This is a genomic window from Halogeometricum pallidum JCM 14848 (assembly GCF_000337095.1).
Taxonomy (GTDB): domain Archaea; phylum Halobacteriota; class Halobacteria; order Halobacteriales; family Haloferacaceae; genus Halogeometricum; species Halogeometricum pallidum.
In genome coordinates this window covers 203,297-220,822 of sequence record NZ_AOIV01000041.1, presented here as the reverse complement: position 1 = coordinate 220,822, position 17,526 = coordinate 203,297, and the positions used below count along the sequence as shown (strand labels likewise).

Genomic DNA, 17,526 nt, shown 5'->3' with positions numbered 1-17,526 from the left:
ACGGTCCGGAATCCCGGCTGTCCCTCCCCGCCCCGCCAATTCCGCCGTCACCGGGAGAGGTTTGGTTCCCCGCGTCACCCTCCACGTATGAGCGACGGAGAACGCGCGGCAGGCGGCGACGGGCGGGCCGACGGTGCGACGGACGGCGCGGCGGGCGAGGCGCTCCGAATCCGGCCCGTCGACCCCGGCGACGCGGCGGCGATTCGGGATATCTACGCGCCGTTCGTCGAGGGGACGGCGGTGACGTTCTCCGACGAGGTTCCGTCCGTCGAGGCGATGCGCGAGAAGGTGCGGGCGAAACTGGCGGCCGACGCCTACCCGTGGTACGTCGTCGAGACGGGCGAGGGCGTCGTCGGCTACGCGTACGGGGGCACGCTCCGCGAACGGGACGCCTACCAGTGGGCCGTCGAGACGTCGGTCTACGTCGACCCCGACGCACAGCGAGGCGGCGTCGGGAGCGCGCTGTACGAGCGACTGTTCGAGACGCTCCGCGCGCAGGGGTACGTCGCCGCCTACGCCGCCCTCGGGATGCCGAACCCCGAGAGCGTCGCGTTCCACGAGGCGACCGGATTCGACCACCTCGGAACGTTCCCCGAGGCGGGGTTCAAACTCGGCGCGTGGCACGACGTGGAGTGGTACCGGCGCGCGCTTCGGGAGGCGCCCGCGGACCCCGACCCGCCGCGCCCCGTCTCCGCCGTCGACCCGGCGTTCGGCGACGAGTGAGGGGCCGAGGAGAACCCTCGAGGACCGCGACACCGCGGCGAGGCGGGCCGAAGCCCGCGCGTTTATCATCGTGGCGGGGCTAGGTGGAGATATGCCTGCGACCCTCGAAGTGAAGTGTACGGATTCGGACTGCGAGATGGATATGTTCGAGATGCACTACACGTACGACATGCCGGACGACGTGGGCGTCGAGGATTTCGCCTGTCCGTACTGCCGAGGGACCGACTGTCTCGAAGCCATCGAGCTATGAGCGGACTCAAGGAGTTCGGCGAGTCGGCGGCCCGGAGCGTCCTCGAACGCATCGGTCGCGGCGTCGGCCGAGTCCAAGAACGGAAACCGCTCCCGCACGACGTATTGGAGAGCGACGACGCGTACCTCGTCGTCTTCGACGCGCCCGGCGTCCAGCGAAGCGACGTGCAGGTGCGCTTTCTCGACGGCGAGGTGCAGGTCCAGATAGACCGCTTCCGCGACTTCCACGAGGGGTTCGAGATGCGCTTCCCCGGCCGCGGCCTGTCGCTGGACGGGAGCGCGAAACTACCCGACGACGCCGCCGTCGACGCCACCGGTGCCAGCGCGACAATCGCCGCGAACGGGACGCTCCGCGTCGAGATTCCGAAGGACGATCGCGCACGGGACGTGGCCGTCACCGACGAGGCGGACGCCTCCTCGTCCGACGCGGACGCCACGGGGACCGGCGCGGCGGGCGATGAGACGACGATGGGCGAGACGATGGCCCGCGAGGCGTCGACGCGGGAGGGGTCCCGGAGAGACGACGCCCGAGACGACACCGGAGGGGAGACGTCCCGCGACGAAGTCGACGCGCCCGAGGACGGCGCCGGCCTCAACGCGACCGGTTCCTCGACGGACATCGACGCGACGGACGCCGCCGACGGCGTCGGGTCGACGGATTCGACCGGCGTCGACGACGAGGACGACGACGTCGAACTCGGTGCGGACGACGGAGACGACGAGAACGGAGACGGTGGCGACAGCAACTCCGCCGGCCTCGACCGCTGATCCGCCCGTCGGTCAGTCCACGGTCATCCCCTCGACCACCTCGAACGCTTCACTTCCGTCGAACCGACGCGGGTCGTACGTTTCTTCCACGCCCTCGCCGCCGAGCATCGCCGCCGCAACGGCCTCGCCCGAGGCGGGCGCCCACATGAACCCGTGGCCGTGCCACCCGGTGGCGACGAAGACGCCCTCAGCGACCGCGCCGAGCAGCGGCTTTCTGTCCGGCGTCGCCGTGCAGAGGCCCGCCCACGCCCGCGATACGTCGGCCTCGTAGTTCGCCCGGCGGTCGAGAACGCCCGTCGCCGCCTCCACGAACCACTCGTCGCCCTCGCGGGACCACTCGTCCGGGTCGGCTTCGACGGCCTCGGTGCCGTCGCCCGCGAGGAGGCCCTCGGGGTGCGGACGGAAGTACGCCCCCTCCGTGGCGTCGTAGCAGATGGGACCGTCGTACGGCCGGCGACTGACGAGCGCCTGCACTCGGTAGGGTTTCGTCGCGAGGGGGACGCCCGCCTCCGCGAGCACCCGCTTCGTGTGCGCGCCCGCGGCGACGAGGACCGAGTCGTACCGCTCTGTCACCGCGCCACCCCGACGGACGACGCCCGGGGGGTCGGTTCGGACGCCCACCGCGTCGCCCGTCAGAATCCCGACGCCCGCCGCGCGGGCGCAGTCCGCCGCCATCGAGACGTACGAGGCCGGGTCGGTCCACATCGCGTCGGCGGCGACGGCGGCCGTCCCCACGTCGTCGGTCCGGAGGGCGTCGCCGAACCGGTCCCGGAGACCCGCGCCGTCCGTCGTCGTCACGTCGCGCCCGTGGGCGCGCATCCGTTCGGCCGTCTCGGCGATGGCCTCGCCGGTCCGGCCGTCGTCCGCGCGGGCGAGGAACACGTACGGGCAGGGCGTCACCGAGAACTCGGTCCCCCCGTCGGCGTCGAACGCGCGGAACCGGGCGAGGGCGCGGGCGGCCATCCGCACGTCCACGTCCTCGGCGTAGGCGTCGTAGAGGATGCCGGCGGCCCGTCCCGACGACCCCGCGCCGACGGCGTCGCCGCGTTCGTACACCGTCACCGACGCCCCCGCCGAGGCGAGGTCGGCCGCGGCCGTGAGTCCGACCGCGCCCGCGCCGACGACGGCGACTCGTTCGCCCGACCCGTCGGGTATCTCGAACGGCCGCACGAACGCCTCGGCGTCGGTCATCGGTGCTCGGCCGGCAGCAGCGACTCGAACGACCGTTCGACCAGCCAGCCGATGAGCGTCTCCAGGTCCGCCTCGGCCTCCGAGAGCAGGCGCTCGCCCGCCTCGGCGGACGCGCGGGTGGGCCGGCCGACGGCGCCGCTATCGGTGAACTCCGCGGCGTCGACGGGCAGCGACGCCCCCGCGACGGAGATTCCCCACGACGCCGCGCCGCTTTCCTCCGCCTCCGGGAGTGCGTCCTCGCGGACGAGTTCGGGCGCGGTCGCGTACACCATGCTCGTCTCCATCTCGTCGGCGTGTCCGATACCGTCGGTGCCGAACAGTTCTTCGGCCGTCTCCCCGAGGTTCGACCACCAGTTCCACGGGACGACGAACGCCGTCTCCTCCCCCCTGAGGCGGCGGGCGACGCGTTCGAGAGCGTCGTCGTTTCCGCCGTGGCCGTTGACGACGACCACCTTCCGGACGCCGTGGGTCGCGAGGCTCTCGACGGTCTCCTCGACGTACGCCGCGAACGTCTCCGGGGTGACCGCGAGCGTCCCGTGGAACTGGCGGTGATGGGCGCTCACGCCGACCGGAATCGGCGGCAGGACGACGGTATCCTCGCGGTCGACCGAGTCCGCGAGGGCGCGGGCGGCGAGGTAGTCGGTTCCGAGGGGAAGCGCGGGGCCGTGCTGTTCGATGGCGCCGGTCGGGAGCAGGGCGACCGAGGCCCCTTCGAACCGCTCGGCGGCGGTGGTCGTCGTGTGTTCGTGGAGGTGCGGCGAGTCCCTCTTCATAGTCGTCGCTCGTCGGCGGGACACTTAGCAGTCGGTGAGGCGGAGAACGGAGCGGCGAGCGACCGCTCGAACGACTTCGGTGAGCGGGAGCAATCCGCCAGCAGAACGGTGAAATTCCGGTCGAACGACGGACGCTACTCGGAGAACTCCTCGACGCCGCGGGCGGGATAGCCCACGACGAGGTCCGCGCCGGCTTCCTTCAGCGAGGAGACGCGTTCCCGGACGCTCGCGACGTCGCCGACGAGGGCGTAGTCGCGGACGGCCTTCCCGAGAACGTCGCGGGCGCGACCCTCGGCGCGGGCGTCCGTGGTCGCGTCGGTCGGGAGCGCCTTCGCGACGGGGCGGCGACGGCCGGCGTAGGCGCCGACGGCGTCGAGGATGTCGTCCTCGTCGTCGGTAAGCACCGTCGGCGCGTAGACGGCTATCTCGCCGTCGTACCCCGTCGAGCGGAGGGCGCGGAGATCCGCCTCCGTCGACCGCGAGAGCAGTTCGTACTGCGTCCCGCCGGCGGCGAGGGCGACGCGTTCGACGCCTTCGGTGCCGACCCAGGCGTCCGGCGCGCGTTCGAGACCGGCGGCGAGACGCGGCGCGACGGCGCGGCGTCGCTCTTCTTCCGAGAGGTAGGCGGCGTGGCCCGCCACGAAGACGCGGCGGACCCCCTCGGGCACCCAGTTCCAAAGGTCGTCGTCTCCCGTGGGGTCGAAGCCGTCGGCGCGGACGGGCATCGTGAGACGAACCTCGCGGTCGGCCGCGAGTTCTCGAAGCACCTCGGCGTCGGGGAGGTGCTCGCGCCCCTCGTAGTCGACGGCGACGGTGTCGAACGGCGTGTCGAGGGCCGCCCGCACGTCGCACTCTTTCGGCTTCAGGGCCACGGCGTCGAGACCCGTCTGCGAGACGGCGCACTCACCGGTCAACATCGTGTATCACTACTCACGGGAGGAAAATCATCGTCATCGCGGAACGCGATCCATCGTCTGTGCGACCATGTGACCTCTCGTTGCCGACCGGACGGCATAAACTCGTCGCTCAGAGGCACTTCTTGCCCGCGGGGGTCGGTCGAGCGGATGGGCGACGTTACAGCGGGAGTTCGGCATCCGGGTCGACCACCCGGTCAGGTTCGGCCGGCATCTCCCAGTCGGTGGCGAGTTCGAGCAGTTGGACGAGCATCCGGCCCGTCGCCCCCCAGACGGTGTAGCCGTCGACGTGGAAGAAGTGGATGCGGTGGTCGCCGTACTGGGGGTGCATCCGCTGTTCGGATTCGTAGTTGTCCAGATTCGTCAGATCAGACTCCGCGAGAACGGCTATCTCGGCCACCTCGCGTTCGTCGGGGTCGTACTTCCGGTCGGGGACGCGCGCGACGAACGGCGTCACGGAGTAGTCGGTGACGGTGCCGATGTCGTCGAGTCGGCCGAAGAAGTCGACCTCGTCGCGGAGGAGGCCGATCTCCTCGTACGCCTCGCGGAGCGCCGTCTCGCGCATGCTGTCGTCGCTCGGTTCGCGCCCGCCGCCGGGGAAACTCATCTGGCCGGGGTGCTCGCCGAGGTGGTCCGCGCGCTTCGTGAACAGGACGTGGTCCTCGCCGCCGCGGACGAGGACGGGGGCGACGACCGCCGCCTGCCGGTCCGCGTCCGATATCGTCTCGGCGTCGTGCGACGACACCCGCGAGAGGTCCATGTTGGTTCGAACCGTCGGAGGTGCTTAGCCTTAGCTCTCGCGGCGAGCGGTCGTCCGTGCGGATTGAGAGGCGGGTTACGCGTCGAGCGCCCCCTCCAACCGCGAGCGGACCGACTCGACGTTCGCGTCCGTCTCCCCGCTCAGGTCCACGTTCGCGCCGCCGGGCGCCCACAGTTCCGCGTCGTACGTCACGTCGAGGAGATGTTCTATTCGGTCGTCGTCGCCCGCCTCGACGGCCGCATCGGCGTCGCTCCGCAGGCGGGCGAGGGTCGCATCGGCGGCCGCCTCGCCGTCGACCTCTCGCCGGTCCACGTCGAGGATGTGGGGCAGGTCCTCGGCGTTCTCCGGGAGCGACGGGAACGCCGCCGGACCGGGGACGAGGAGTTCGACGCCGTCGCGGTCGTACGCGACGAGGTAGTACTCTCGCACCGCATCCTCGACGGCCGCCGACAAGGCGTCCGCGTCGGCATCCCGTCCCTGCTTGAACGCGAGTTCGTCCAGCGCGCGCCCGAGTTCCGCCCGCGAGAGCGCGCCGAACAGGTCGACGATTCCCGCGAGGTCGTCGTACAGCGCCTCCGCGTCGGTCACGCCGACACCTCCTCGGCGTCTCGTTCGGCGGCGGCGACCACGTCCGCGGGGTCGAACGGCGCGTCCGTCCACGCGGGCAACCGACGATCCTCGCCCTCGGGTTCGACCACCGCGTCGGCGTAGGCGTCCACCTGTTCGCGCTCGCCCGCCCGGTCGAACTCGAAGCCGTTGAACGCCGCGTCGGCGGCGTACTGGTCGACCAGCCGGAACGCCGCCTCGCGGTAGCGGGCGGGAAGCGTCCCGAAGTCGGGGGCGACGCCGCGGTCCGCGAGCGTCCGGAACAGCGTCTCGCCGACCGACTCGCTCATATCCGAGAGGCCGGTCGGTCCGGAGACGGCCCGGTGGTCGTGCTCGTAGGCGCCGAGGTCGACCTGCGCCGTCCCGTCGAAGCCGACGGCGTCGAACGCGCCGCCGAGGACGCCGACTTCGAGCCCCCACGACCGCGGCGCGCGGAGCGACCGGGCCACGTCGCTCGTCGCCGCGAACTCGCCGGACAGCGCGTACCGGAAGGCGTCGAGGTAGTCGACGACGGGCGCGCGCGTCTCGTCGGCCAGCGCGCGGACCAGCGGAGCGTAGAACAGGCGGAACAGCCGGCCGTACAGGCGGCCGTCCTCGACGCGGGCGTAGTAGCCCTTCGAGAAGCCGTACCCGTTCGCCAAGGGGAACAGGAGGCGCGAGACGTACGAGCGGTCGTACGTCTTCGTGTCGGCGTCGTGGACGACGACGAACTCCTCCTCGGCGGCGCGGCCGAGCGCCAGCCACACGTCGCGGCCCTTCCCGCGCGTCCCGTTCAGCCCCTCCGCCGAGAGCAGGTCCGAGACGCGCGGGCCGTCGCACCACAGCACTTCGAGGGGCAGGTCGTACTCGGAGAGCCACTCGCGGAACGACCCGACGCGCTCGGCCGGCGCGCGGAGGGGGACGACCACGCGTGCGGGGTCGACCCGTTCGAGCACCGAGAGGACGCGGTCGGCCGCCAACCCCGCGTACTCGCGTTCGGTCATCGGAACGACCACCGCCGTCCGCGCCGTCGGCGCGTCGGGGACCGGGTCCGAGAGGTCGTGAAGCGTCGTCACCCGTTCCTGCACGTACTCCATCGAGCGACAGTGAGGACCGCCGGATGAAAAGGGGGCGGGTCCGGCGGCCGAAATCGAGGCCGACTGAGGCCCGCCGGTCGGGGTCGGGGTCGAAGTCGGCCGCCGGAGTCCCGGCCAGTCAGTTCGGGAGTCTGCCGCCGCGCCGGAGGACGAGCAGCGTGCTCACCACGACGGCGAGGCCGAGCGAGAAGCCGGTGAAGATGGCGTCGTACGAGAGGCCGCCGGGCGGGAGGGGGCCGACGACCGGCAGCAACGCCGTCGCGGCGCGAACGACCTCGTAGGCGCCGTGACCCTCCCGAAGCACCCCCACGGCGGAGGAGCCCGAAGCCTGAACGACCATCATCCCCGCGGAGTAGACGGCGTAGGCGCTGGCACGGTGTTCGTCGGGGAGCGTGTCGAGCAGGTAGGTGTCGAGCGCCGGAAAGAGGCTGTGGACGACGTAGCCGATGACGGCCGTGAGGACGAGCAGGGGGACGAAGCCACTCGTCGCCGTCAGTGCGAGGACGGCGACGACGAACGTCGCGACGATGGAGAGGAGGTACGGTACCCGGGGCAGGCGGTCCGCGAGGCGACCCGAGACGAAGAACGCGGGGACGCCCGCGGCGAAGAGGAGCGTCAGCGTGTTCTTCGCCGTCGCGCTTCCGAGCCCCTTCGTCTGCATGTACAGTCCGTAGAAGTTGAACAGCCCCTGCCAGACGAACCCGGTGGAGCCGAGGATGACGACGCCGAGGAGGACGACCCGCCACTGCGCCCGCGCCGCGCCGAGGAGGTCCCTGTCGGCCGCCCCCGCGCCCGGGAGTTCCGTCCGCCGGGCGATGTGGTAGAAGACGGCCGTGGCGGCGAACGCGACGACCCCGATGCAGACGAAGACGACGCGCCACTCGACGAACACCGAGAGGACGAGCGTGACGAACGGCGCGGCGACGACGGCGGCCAGTTGGCTCGCCATGCCGTGGATGCCCATCGCCCGCCCGACGCGCTCGGGGTACAGTTCGCTCACGAGGGGGTTGGCGGCGACGAAGTAGACGCCGGAGGAGAGGCCCATGAGGAAGGCGCCGAGGCCCACCGTGAAGATGGAGTTCGCGGCGGCGGTGAACGCGGAGGCGGCGGTGAGTATCGCGCCGGTCGCGAGGATGACGCGGTGGCGGGGGACGCGCGTCAGGAGCCACCCGGTCGGGACGCGGGGGACGGCGCTGCCGACCCAGACGAGCGTCGCGACGAGGCCGGCCGTCGCCTCTCCGATACCGAAGACCGCGATGAACTCCTCCAAGAGGGGAGCGAATATCACCCGCGCGAGGTTGACGAGCAGCACCATCGAGCAGAGCGTTCCGAACAGCCGACCTCGTGACACGCTCGTCCGTTTCGTTCGGGGCGATTCAAGCGTTCCGGAACGCCGTTCGGACCCCTGCCCGCCGCTCGGAACCGCCGGACGCGTCGCGTGCGGATCGGTGTCACTCCCCAGCGTCTTTTTAAGTGCTCCTGACAAAACCCAAGCGGTATGAAAACGACGCGGAAGGGGATGCGCGAAGGGGAGTTGGAGAAGGACACGTACGACCGACTCGCGTGTAGCGAGTGCGGCGAGACGCTGAAGACGCGGAACGACCCGGACGAGGTGTTCTCGGTGCGGACCTGTCCCGAGTGCGGCGCGGAGTGGAAGGAAATCGGCTGAGGCGGCGTCTCACTCGAACACCGCGTCGAACGCGCGGGCGCCGAGCGGTTCGAAGGTCCCAGCGGCGACGTTCTCGGCGACGTGCTCGGGCGACCCGGTGCCGACGAGGGCGGCGGTGACGCCCGGCGCACTTCGCGCGAAGTTGAGGGCCCGCTGAGCGGGCGTCTCCCCCGAGAGCTGTTCGTTCACGGGCGAGGGAATCGACTCGGCGAGCGCCCCCTGCGAGAGGCTGGCGCTGGCGAACGCGTCGAGTCCGGACTCCTGTACGTACTGGAGTGCGCTCACGTCCGTGTCCTCCTCGGGGTGGCGGTGCGCCTCGACGGTGAACGCGTCGGCCATCCGGACGTTGAACGGGAGTTGTACCGCCGCGAAACCGCACTCGTCCGCGCCCGCCGACTCCGCGGCGCGTTCGGCGCGCGCGCCGACTTCGGGCAGGGAGAGGTAGCTGTCGTGTCCGCGCGGGACGCGGAACGCCTCCCACGTCGCCACGCCGTAGACGCCCAACTCGCCCGCGAGGCGGCGCTCCTCCAACGTCTCGAAGGCGTCTTCTAACCGGTCGTACACCGCCTCGCGGGAGCGCTCCGTCAACTGCGTCTCGGGGTTGTGAACGTAGTAGCAGTCGACGCGTTCGACCCCGAGGTTCTCCAGCGAGCGGTCGAACATCGCGTCCAAGAAGCCGGGGGCGATGCAGTGGCTCCCGCGAGCCAAGTCGTCGGCGTCGACGAGGCCCGTGCGGACGAACTCGTCGCGGACGTACGCGCCCGGGTCGTCGGGGCGCGACCCGTCGAACGGGACGAACCCGCCCTTCGTCGCCACGACGACTTCCTCGCGGGCGGCGTCCGCCGCGTCGAGGGCGTCGCCGACGGCGCGTTCGCTGCGCTGACAGCGGTAGTTTATCGCCGTGTCGAGGAGGTTGATACCCGATTCGAGCGCCTCGACCATCGCCTCGCGGTAGCGCGCGTCGGCGTCGTCGGTCGGGTCGCCCAGATAGGTTCCGGCGCCGATGCTGGAGACGACGCCCGGGCCGAACCGGCGGAAGTACGTCCGCGCGAACGCATCGTCGAATCGGTCGCGATACCCCCACGTGCCGGATGTCGTCGCCATGGGCGGGGTAGGGAGCGGGCGGGTAAACGCGCTCTGGTCTCCTACACGTCGCCCGACATCGCCTCGAACAGGCGTTCGCACAGCGTCGTCCGCGCGAGGGCGTCGCCGCCGTCGGTGAGGATGCGGCCGTTCTGCTGGGGAATCTGCCCGCCGCCCATGCGGGCGTGACCGCCGGCGGACGCGCCGGGGACGTTGTCGAGGGCGTGTTCGAGCGTCCGGCCCATGTGGACCCGGTCGTCGCGGGAGCGACCCGACAGAAAGAGCGTGCCGTCGCGTTCGCCGCAGACGACGACGGCGGTGACGCCCTCCAACTGGATGAGTTCGTCCGCCGCCTGCGGGATGGCGTCGACGTTCGACAGCGTGCCGACGTCGCTGACGGCGAACGGGCCGCGCACGTCCCGTCCGGCGATGGCGCGCGCTTTCAGTTCCAGCACTTCCTTGGACACCTCGGGGTTGGCCACCCGGTCGAGCACGTCCTCGTCGACGCCGGGGTAGAGATAGCCCGCGGCGGCGAAGTCGTTGGCCGAACAGCCCGCGGTGAGCCGCTTCGTGTCGGTGAGAATGCCGTAGAGCAGTCCCGTCGCCACCATCGAGGGGACGATGTACTCGGAGCCGACCTCGCTGGCGTGGCGGTCCGGCGGGACCGGCCGCGCGCCGACGTCGCGGAAGTACTCCGCGACGATGCTCGAACAGGCGCCGTAGTCGGTCCGCACGTCGGTGAATCGCTCGCCCGTTCCCTCGCCGGGGTGGTGGTCGACGACGGCGAACGGGAGGACGCCGTCGGCGCCGGCGAACCCGCGCGGGCGGTTGTGGTCCACGAGAACCACGTTCGGGGCCGCGAGGTCGGTGACGTGGTCGATGGCCTCCAGATCGAGGTCCAACACCGTCTCGAACGCCCGGTTCTCCTGGTGGCGTATCTGCCCGGTGTACTGAATGTGCGCGCTCACACCGATCTGTTCGGCCAGGCAGGCGACGCCGATGGCCGCCGCCATCGCGTCGGGGTCGGGGTTCGGGTGCATCAGCACCGCCACCTCGTCCAGTTCCGACAACCGCTCCAGAAAGCGGGTCCCGGTCGGACGCTTGAAATGGAGAATAGCGTACAGACCGCCGACTAACGCCATCACGGCGACGATGACGGCCACGACTAGCCCCGGATGGTCCGCGATGACGGATCGAGCCCCACCGACCACCTGCGCGATCCCCGTCGCGCCGACGGCAGCCCTCGAATCCATACCGTGTGGTCCCGTGCCACACGTATGAATATTCCTTTTGGTTCGCCGTCACGACCCCGGAGGATACGGCAGTGAACGCTATCCCGCGCCGCCGTCCGCGCGGTAGTCGTCTATCGCCGCGCGGTAGCCCTCCCGGAAGGTCGGATAGGCAAAGTCGTACCCGAGTCCGCGGAGTCGGTCGTTCGAGCACCGCTTGCTCGTCAGGATGCGCCGCCGCGCCGCCTCCGAGAGGTCGTCGTCCAGACGCGCCTCCTTCGTCCGCTTGTCGGGTCGGGGGACGCCGCACTCGTCGGCCAACCAGTCGGCGAATGACCACTTGTCGACCGGTTCGTCGTCGACGACGAGGAGCGTGTCCGTCTCGCGGGCGCCCTCGTCTGTCAGGAGAAAGCGGACCGCGCCGGCGGCGTCGTCGCGGTGGACCATGTTGAGATAGCCCTCCGTGACCGGACCGGAGAGATAGCGGTCGAGGCGGTAGCGGTCCGGACCGTACAGGCCCGCGAACCGCGCGACTGCACCGTCGATTCCCGCCCCGGCGGCCGCCTCGACCGCCACGCGTTCGGCTTCCGCGAGCACCCGCGTCTTCTCCGTCGTCGGGTCCAGCGGCGTCTCCTCGTCGACCCAGTCGCCGCCGTGGTCGCCGTAGACGCCCGTCGAGGAGGTGTAGACGAGTCGCTCCGGCGGCGACTCGCGGTCTCCGAACTCCTCGACGACGTTCCGTAGACCGTCGACGTAGACGCGGCGGGCCGCCTCGGCGCCGCGGCCGCCGGAACTCGCGGCGAAGACGACCCAGTCGGCGTCCGGGAGCGAAGAGAGCGAGTCGGGGTCCGTCGCGTCCGCCCGCGCGGCGTTGAAACCGGCGGATTCGACGGCCGCGAGACCGTCCTCTGAGCGGCGAACGCCCGTCACGTCGTGACCGTCGGCCGCCAACCGCCGGCCGAGTTCGAGGCCGACGTAGCCGCACCCGACGATGACTGCGCGCGCCATTTAGCGGTCGTTCCGTTCGGCGATGTAGCCGTGGATGGCCGCTAACTGTTCGAGCGTCATCGGGATACGACCCTCAAGCGCCTGCTGTATCTCCTGTCCGGAGAGGTCCAAATCGACGTTCGAGGCGATGGTGTCCACGTCGAGAACGCCCGTCGTCATCCCCATCAGGAGGTGGTCGCGGAGTTCGAGCACGATGGCCTCCTGGTCGGGGTAGTCCTCCGAGAGGGCCAACAGGGCCGCCGCGTCCTCGACGCGCATATCGGGCGCCGCGCCGTCGGCGACGGCGGCGACCCGCCCCTCGTCGACGCCGGCGTCGGCCGCCGCCGTCTCGACGCCGACCGAGTCGACGACGGTCCGAATCTGCGCCTCGTAGGCTTCTCGCAACTCCGCCGGCGAGAGCGACGCCGGGTCGTCGGCCGCGTCGTAGAGCATACCTCCACTCGCCGCGCCTCGGTCAAAACGGTTTCCGTCGCCCGGGGTCACTCCGGCGGACACCGTCCCGTCGGCGTGTCGCACCGCGGTCCCGGCGCGGCACCGGACCACGCCGGGGACGCCTCGACCGCGTCGCCGCCGATGTCGCCGACGCCGCTACCGGCGGGCGGGACGACGGCGACGGCGACGGTTCGCACCTCGAAGCCGATTCGCTCGTTCGAGCCGACGACTTCGCGGCTCCCGTCGCCGTCGACGTCCACCCGGACGACCGACCCGTCGCGAACGTACGTCGTGGGGACGGCGCCGCCGCCCGCGGAGACGGCGAATCTGGCGTACGCGCCGCGGGCCTCGATTACCCACAGGTTCGTCGTGGCGACCCACGGATTCAGCGTCGGCGAGAGCGGGAGGCCCGCGGGAACCGACCCGAGCGTCCCGTTCAGAACGCGGTCGGTCAGGCGGTCCGCACCGCGGGACGCCGCCTCGGTCGCCAGTTCCGCCGCGAGCGTCCGCGTCCGGGACGCGGTGCCGTTCACCGCCGCCTCGGAGACGCGGACCCCCGGGGCGGTCGTCGCCTCGCGCAACTCGACTCTGAGCGCCGTGGCGAGTCGGTCCCGCCCCGCGTCGCTCTCGACGCCCGCCTCGGACGCGACGGCGGCCGCGAGCGACCCGTTCGACGCCGCGACGGCGCGCGCGCCTGGCCCCTCCCAGCGGGCGAGGGCGGCGTCCACCGCGTCGGCGCTCTCCTCGCGCGTCAGCGTCGTCTCGCGCCGGACCGCGATGGCGGCCCGCAGTCGGACCGCGACGAGCGAGCGGTCCACCTCCTCCGCGAGCGCGTTCCGTCGGTCGCGGAGCGTCGAATCCGGGCGGACGGCGAGCGTCCGATCGGCGGCGACGAGCGCCCGCCCCGCGGTCCGGAGCGACACCCGGTCGCCGCCGAAGACCGCACCGGCGACGGCGTCCGCGAGGTCGCCGTACGGGAGGGTGAACAGGTTGGTGTTTTGGGCCCCCAGCGGGGTGTACGCGGCGTCGTCCGCGACGCCGTCGACCGCCGCGCCGTCGACGCTCGACAGCGAGAGGTACGCCGGGTCGCCGTCGGGAACGAACGCGTCGGCGTCGGCGGCGGCGGTCGCGGCGTCCGCAGAGACCGCCCGGTCGTCCTCGACGGCGCTGCTGGCGAGGACCGCCCGCACCGCGTCCGGGTCTACTCCGCGGGAGGCGAGCGCCTCGCGCAGTCGGTCGTTCCGCCCGCCGGCCGCCGCGGCGCGTTCGTCAAGCGCCGCGAGGACCCGGTCGACGTACGCCTCCCGAGCCGCGGCGCGGGCCCGGTCGGCGACGCCGTCGTACTCGGTCGGCGCGTCCACCAGTTCCGCTCGCCGGGCGCGGACGGCGGCCGCGAGGTCGGCCGCCGCGTTGGCGTGGCCGGTCGCCGCGTCCCGCGCCGTCACCTCGACGGAGACGTTACGGACCCGTTCGCGGAGTCTCGCCACGTCCGTGTAGACCCACTCGCGGAGGGAATCCGGACGGTCGCCGACGTGGGTCGTCGACGCCACGAGAGCGTCCTCGTCGCCGTCGCCACCGACGTCGAGCGCCGTCCGGCGGGCGACGGCGTCGGCCCCGCCGCTGTCGGCGAGTTCCGCGCTCGCCAGTCGCGGAACCGCGGCGAGATTCGGCCCCGAGAGAGCGCCGCCGCGTTCGAATAGCGGCGTCACCGGCCGGTCCGGCCCGGGAAGCGAGCGGAGCGACGCGACGACGGCGACGCGGACGCGGTAGTCGTCCGTCCAACGCCCCGTGGTCGTCCGCTGGGTCCCGTTCCGCACCCACGTCCGAGAGACGGTGTGGCGCGCGACGACCCGTCGGGCGGTCGTCTCGAAAGCGCGTTCGCCGATGCCGACGGCCGGCGGTGCGGCGTCCTCCAGCACGAACACCGACGTATCGGTGTCCACATCCTCGTCGACGAGCGTCCACCCGCCCGCCTCGCCCGACCCGTCCGGTGCGCCGGGCGCGTTCGGCGCCGGCTTCCGCCCCTCGTCCGCGTCGGTCACCGCCGAGACGACGGTCAGGTCCGCGGCGTAGCCGTCGCGGAGGACCCGACCGAGCGTCGGCGCGTCGCCGGGAGAGCCGTCACCGCCTTCGTTCCCGTCACCGAGCACCGCGAGGAAGGCGTCGTCGGCGGTTCCATCGACGCTCGCGGAGAACGTCTGCGTCGATAGCGGGGACGACGGGGGTGACGGGTTCGGAGGCGGCGCGGCGCCGACGATTCGCTCCGTGGCTTCGCCGCCGGCGGACGTCGAGAACGCGTCGGAGAGTCCGGTTCGGAGCGTCGCCGCGCGGACGCCCCGGGCGGCGTCGGGGTCGGTCCGACCGAACGAAGCACGCTGGGCGGCGAGGACGCCCGCGTTCGTCGAGAGTTCGACGTGCCGGTTCGCGAGGACGTTGTCGACGGGCGCGCCGGCGTGCTGGGCGAGGCCGCGCGCCTCCGCGACGGCGAGCAATCCGGCCGTCGCGCGGCGCTTCAGTCCGGGCGCGTACACCGGCGAGCGGTTCAGCCGTCGCTGGAACTCCGCGGTCCGGTCGTGGAGCGCGAGCACCGGGACACGGACCGTCACGCGCCGCGAGACGGTTCGCTCGGCGACGACGCGTCCGTCCCGCGCGGCGACGAGCGAGACGTTTCGAACGACGACCGTCAGCGACCGCCCCCCGTCCGCGCGAGCCACGGAGACGTTCCGCAACGCCGGTTCGAGACCGACCGCGGGGACCGGCTGAAGCAACGCCCGCGCCACCGCGCTCCCCCGACGGTGTTCCACGGTCGACACCGCCTCGCGGGCCGAGAGCGCGATTCTGAGCCGGAGGTAGTTCCGGAACGTCCGGTTTCTCCCGAGGGCGCGACCGACCGTCGTGTTCGCGGGCGTCGTCACCGGGTCGGCGGCGGCCGCCCTCGCGGCCTCGCGAACCGCCACTCGAAGCGCGGCGGTCGTCTCGGCGTCGGCGCGGTCCATCGCAACGTCGACCGAGTCGTCCACGACGCCGGCGTTCGGCGAGGCGAGCGACGCCGCGAACGTCGAACTCCCGACGAGGAGGAGGACGCCGACGAGCGCGAACGGGACTCTCGCCCGTTCGTCGTCCGCGAGACGCATCAGCGACCGCCCTCCGGGGTCCGCCCGTCGTCGGTCGCGTCGGCGTCGTTCCCGCGCCGACCGGCGTCCCACGCGCGGACGACGACCCGCACCTCGGACGCGGAGACGGCGGCGGCGGCCGCCTCGGGCGAGTCGTAGCGCGCCCGGAGGTCGGACTCGACCCGGGAGGCGAAGGCGGACGCGAGACGACGATTCGCCGCCCGCGTGTCCGCGTCGGCGACGGCGCCGGTCACCGAGACGTTCAGTTCCGCGGCGAGGCGCGCGTAGCGGTACCGCGCGAACGTCGAGACGGGGGCGTCGTCGCGGAGCGCGAGCCGCATCCGACCCGCCGGCGCCAACACGTCGACGGTGCGGTCGGCGACGGCGCCCGACAGCGACGCGAAGTCGCGCGTCTCGCGCGGCGAGAGCGGTTCCGCCCCCGTCGGGACGGTGAGCGTCGCCGCGTCGACCGCTTCGTCGTCGGGCGGGGAGTCGCCGACCGCGACCCGTCCCCCGACCGGCGCGCCGGGATACGGCCGCCAGACGGCGTCGACTCGGAGCCCGACGGTCGAAATCCTGGATGCGACGGCCCCGCGGACGGCCGCCCGTAGGTCGTCCCGCGCGTGAGTGACGGGGGCGTCATCGAAGCCAGCCGTCCCGACGGCGGCACGAGCGAGGAGGCCGGCGAGCGACCCGTGCGTCGTCCGCTCGAACTCCGGGCCGGCCGTGCGCTCGAAGCGGACGCCGCTCACGCCGTCGGCCTCCTCGCTGTTTGCCCGGCGTGCGCCCGGAGCGAGCGAGTAGTTCACCGTGGCGGTGCTCGTCGCGAGAACGGTGCCGACGGCGTCCGGGCGGTCCCCGTCGACGGCCGCCGCGGACTCTCCAGTATCGGCGGCGGTGACACCGAGGACGGCGGCGCCGAGGAGGAGGAAGAACACCGCGGCGTCGACGGTGGCGTTCACGACCACACCGCCACCGAGAGCCGACCCGGTTCGACGCGAGCGTCGCCGAGTCGGACGCTGACGAGGCGACTGGCTCGGTCCGCGCGGTCCGTGCGGTCCGTTGCGGGCGACAGCGACGCGGGGACGGCGGGACCGACGTGCCACGCGCGGCCGCCGGCGACGAGTGAGACATTGAGTCGGCGCCCGACGGGACCGCGACCGCGGACTTCGGCGAGTCGGGCGGGAGCGACCACCCCGCCGTCGCTCGTTACATCCGCGACGCGGTCCAGCGTCGGGTCGGCCGCGTCCCGGTCGTCGACGACCGGCATCGCGCCGCCGAGAACGGTCGCGTAGAGGGTCACTCCGGCGCAGACGGCGAAGAGGGCCGCGAGGGCGGCGACGGGCGACGCCTGCGCGCGGCCGCTCCGCTCGGCCGACCGCTCACGCGTCGACGAGGACGACATCGACCCCCTCCCAGGTCGTCTTGCGGACGAGTAGCGTGCGGTCCACCTCGCGCCACGGCGCGTCGGTCCCGCGGGCGCGGGCGTCGACGACCGTCTGTCGGAACGCCTCCGGGTCGCCGTAGACGTCGGAGGGGTGCGCGCCGTGCACTACGTCGCGAAGCCGCGAGTCCCCCGGCGGAACGGGCGTGACCGGGCCGAACGCGAACGTCGCGTGCGCGGTCCCGGCGTCGTTCCGGAGGGCGAGTCGGCGCGGGCGAAGTCTGACCGCCGTCGCATCCAGCGGGTGTTCGGCGGTCGACGCGTACTCGGCGGCGGCCGCACGGTCGACCGTCGCGGCCGCGGATTCGGCGTTCGGCGGCGGCGCGGTCGGCAGCCCCGAGGCGGCGCCGACGAGGGCGACGCCCGCGATCGAGAGTCCGAGCCACGCGTACCACGCGTCGAGGGGTAGGTCGAGCATGGGGCGTCTGGCCGCGGGTTCGTATATAAACGCTCGGCGGAGCGGAGGGGGCGCGGGCGGGACGGGGGAA

At 72.4% G+C, this 17,526-nt stretch carries 18 protein-coding genes and 1 pseudogene; 4 read left to right on the top strand and 15 right to left on the bottom strand.

Annotated elements, in window-relative coordinates:
* Positions 1–87: 87 nt before the first annotated feature.
* The 3 genes and pseudogenes from C474_RS17395 to C474_RS17390 form a co-directional block, all read left to right on the top strand.
* Complete coding sequence (locus tag C474_RS17395) at positions 88–723, top strand: GNAT family N-acetyltransferase (protein ID WP_008389171.1); 636 nt, start codon at positions 88–90, stop codon at positions 721–723.
* Positions 724–814: 91 nt separating this feature from the next.
* Positions 815–973, top strand: a complete 159-nt coding sequence (locus C474_RS22725) for a DUF7559 family protein (protein WP_008389170.1) — start codon at positions 815–817, stop codon at positions 971–973.
* A pseudogene (locus C474_RS17390) lies at positions 970–1,467 on the top strand (Hsp20/alpha crystallin family protein); the annotation flags it as partial. The gene C474_RS22725 and the pseudogene C474_RS17390, both read left to right, overlap by 4 nt.
* A 285-nt stretch (positions 1,468–1,752) precedes the next feature.
* On the opposite strand, the gene C474_RS17385 reads toward C474_RS17390, so the two are convergent.
* From C474_RS17385 to C474_RS17355, 7 genes are all read right to left on the bottom strand, one after another.
* Positions 1,753–2,931 (bottom strand): NAD(P)/FAD-dependent oxidoreductase, encoded by a 1,179-nt coding sequence (locus C474_RS17385; protein WP_008389168.1) that lies wholly within the window; start codon positions 2,929–2,931, stop codon positions 1,753–1,755.
* On the bottom strand, positions 2,928–3,704 hold the full coding sequence (locus C474_RS17380; protein ID WP_008389167.1) for a creatininase family protein: 777 nt from the start codon (positions 3,702–3,704) through the stop codon (positions 2,928–2,930). The genes C474_RS17385 and C474_RS17380 overlap by 4 nt, the downstream gene beginning before the upstream one ends.
* 134 nt (positions 3,705–3,838) lie before the next feature.
* Positions 3,839–4,621: a DUF7388 family protein gene (locus tag C474_RS17375; protein ID WP_008389166.1), complete on the bottom strand. Its 783-nt coding sequence runs from the start codon at positions 4,619–4,621 to the stop codon at positions 3,839–3,841.
* 157 nt (positions 4,622–4,778) lie between these two features.
* Positions 4,779–5,378 carry an NUDIX hydrolase gene (locus tag C474_RS17370; RefSeq protein ID WP_008389165.1) on the bottom strand — a complete coding sequence of 200 codons (600 nt, stop codon included), beginning with the start codon at positions 5,376–5,378 and terminating at the stop codon, positions 4,779–4,781.
* Positions 5,379–5,453: 75 nt separating this feature from the next.
* Positions 5,454–5,966, bottom strand: a complete 513-nt coding sequence (locus C474_RS17365) for a DUF7109 family protein (protein WP_008389164.1) — start codon at positions 5,964–5,966, stop codon at positions 5,454–5,456.
* Positions 5,963–7,060 (bottom strand): glycosyltransferase family protein, encoded by a 1,098-nt coding sequence (locus C474_RS17360; protein ID WP_008389163.1) that lies wholly within the window; start codon positions 7,058–7,060, stop codon positions 5,963–5,965. The genes C474_RS17365 and C474_RS17360 overlap by 4 nt, the downstream gene beginning before the upstream one ends.
* A gap of 118 nt (positions 7,061–7,178) precedes the next feature.
* Positions 7,179–8,375, bottom strand: a complete 1,197-nt coding sequence (locus C474_RS17355) for an MFS transporter (protein ID WP_008389162.1) — start codon at positions 8,373–8,375, stop codon at positions 7,179–7,181.
* Between the two features lie 183 nt (positions 8,376–8,558).
* On the opposite strand from C474_RS17355, the gene C474_RS22720 reads away from it, so the two are divergent.
* Positions 8,559–8,729: an HVO_0758 family zinc finger protein gene (locus tag C474_RS22720; protein ID WP_008389160.1), complete on the top strand. Its 171-nt coding sequence runs from the start codon at positions 8,559–8,561 to the stop codon at positions 8,727–8,729.
* Positions 8,730–8,738: 9 nt separating this feature from the next.
* Here C474_RS22720 and C474_RS17350 read toward each other — a convergent pair whose 3' ends face one another.
* From C474_RS17350 to C474_RS17315, 8 genes are all read right to left on the bottom strand, one after another.
* On the bottom strand, positions 8,739–9,833 hold the full coding sequence (locus C474_RS17350; RefSeq protein WP_008389158.1) for an aldo/keto reductase: 1,095 nt from the start codon (positions 9,831–9,833) through the stop codon (positions 8,739–8,741).
* A 41-nt stretch (positions 9,834–9,874) separates the two neighbouring features.
* A complete protein-coding gene (locus C474_RS17345; RefSeq protein WP_008389156.1) occupies positions 9,875–11,065 on the bottom strand; it encodes a DHH family phosphoesterase in 1,191 nt (396 codons plus the stop codon).
* Between the two features lie 78 nt (positions 11,066–11,143).
* Positions 11,144–12,049 carry an SDR family oxidoreductase gene (locus C474_RS17340; protein WP_008389154.1) on the bottom strand — a complete coding sequence of 302 codons (906 nt, stop codon included), beginning with the start codon at positions 12,047–12,049 and terminating at the stop codon, positions 11,144–11,146.
* Positions 12,050–12,481 (bottom strand): DUF5791 family protein, encoded by a 432-nt coding sequence (locus C474_RS17335; protein WP_049917144.1) that lies wholly within the window; start codon positions 12,479–12,481, stop codon positions 12,050–12,052.
* Between the two features lie 47 nt (positions 12,482–12,528).
* Positions 12,529–15,615 carry a DUF7286 family protein gene (locus C474_RS17330; RefSeq protein WP_049917165.1) on the bottom strand — a complete coding sequence of 1,029 codons (3,087 nt, stop codon included), beginning with the start codon at positions 15,613–15,615 and terminating at the stop codon, positions 12,529–12,531.
* Positions 15,615–16,556, bottom strand: a complete 942-nt coding sequence (locus tag C474_RS17325; RefSeq protein WP_239640451.1) for a DUF7284 family protein — start codon at positions 16,554–16,556, stop codon at positions 15,615–15,617. Before C474_RS17325 ends, C474_RS17330 begins: the two co-directional genes overlap by 1 nt.
* Positions 16,553–16,999 carry a DUF7285 family protein gene (locus C474_RS17320; RefSeq protein WP_008389150.1) on the bottom strand — a complete coding sequence of 149 codons (447 nt, stop codon included), beginning with the start codon at positions 16,997–16,999 and terminating at the stop codon, positions 16,553–16,555. The genes C474_RS17325 and C474_RS17320 overlap by 4 nt, the downstream gene beginning before the upstream one ends.
* On the bottom strand, positions 16,977–17,456 hold the full coding sequence (locus C474_RS17315) for a DUF7283 family protein (RefSeq protein ID WP_008389149.1): 480 nt from the start codon (positions 17,454–17,456) through the stop codon (positions 16,977–16,979). The genes C474_RS17320 and C474_RS17315 overlap by 23 nt, the downstream gene beginning before the upstream one ends.
* Positions 17,457–17,526 lie beyond the last annotated feature (70 nt).

Excerpts from the sequence above, each read along its gene's own strand:
- C474_RS17395 (WP_008389171.1), top strand. The coding sequence starts at position 88 with ATGAGCGACGGAGAACGCGCGGCAGGCGGCGACGGGCGGGCCGACGGT.
- C474_RS22725 (WP_008389170.1), top strand. The coding sequence starts at position 815 with ATGCCTGCGACCCTCGAAGTGAAGTGTACGGATTCGGACTGCGAGATG.
- C474_RS17385 (WP_008389168.1), bottom strand. The coding sequence starts at position 2,931 with ATGACCGACGCCGAGGCGTTCGTGCGGCCGTTCGAGATACCCGACGGG.
- C474_RS17380 (WP_008389167.1), bottom strand. The coding sequence starts at position 3,704 with ATGAAGAGGGACTCGCCGCACCTCCACGAACACACGACGACCACCGCC.
- C474_RS17375 (WP_008389166.1), bottom strand. The coding sequence starts at position 4,621 with ATGTTGACCGGTGAGTGCGCCGTCTCGCAGACGGGTCTCGACGCCGTG.
- C474_RS17370 (WP_008389165.1), bottom strand. The coding sequence starts at position 5,378 with ATGGACCTCTCGCGGGTGTCGTCGCACGACGCCGAGACGATATCGGAC.
- C474_RS17360 (WP_008389163.1), bottom strand. The coding sequence starts at position 7,060 with ATGGAGTACGTGCAGGAACGGGTGACGACGCTTCACGACCTCTCGGAC.
- C474_RS17355 (WP_008389162.1), bottom strand. The coding sequence starts at position 8,375 with ATGGTGCTGCTCGTCAACCTCGCGCGGGTGATATTCGCTCCCCTCTTG.
- C474_RS22720 (WP_008389160.1), top strand. The coding sequence starts at position 8,559 with ATGAAAACGACGCGGAAGGGGATGCGCGAAGGGGAGTTGGAGAAGGAC.
- C474_RS17350 (WP_008389158.1), bottom strand. The coding sequence starts at position 9,833 with ATGGCGACGACATCCGGCACGTGGGGGTATCGCGACCGATTCGACGAT.
- C474_RS17345 (WP_008389156.1), bottom strand. The coding sequence starts at position 11,065 with ATGGATTCGAGGGCTGCCGTCGGCGCGACGGGGATCGCGCAGGTGGTC.
- C474_RS17340 (WP_008389154.1), bottom strand. The coding sequence starts at position 12,049 with ATGGCGCGCGCAGTCATCGTCGGGTGCGGCTACGTCGGCCTCGAACTC.
- C474_RS17335 (WP_049917144.1), bottom strand. The coding sequence starts at position 12,481 with ATGCTCTACGACGCGGCCGACGACCCGGCGTCGCTCTCGCCGGCGGAG.
- C474_RS17330 (WP_049917165.1), bottom strand. The coding sequence starts at position 15,615 with ATGCGTCTCGCGGACGACGAACGGGCGAGAGTCCCGTTCGCGCTCGTC.
- C474_RS17320 (WP_008389150.1), bottom strand. The coding sequence starts at position 16,999 with ATGTCGTCCTCGTCGACGCGTGAGCGGTCGGCCGAGCGGAGCGGCCGC.
- C474_RS17315 (WP_008389149.1), bottom strand. The coding sequence starts at position 17,456 with ATGCTCGACCTACCCCTCGACGCGTGGTACGCGTGGCTCGGACTCTCG.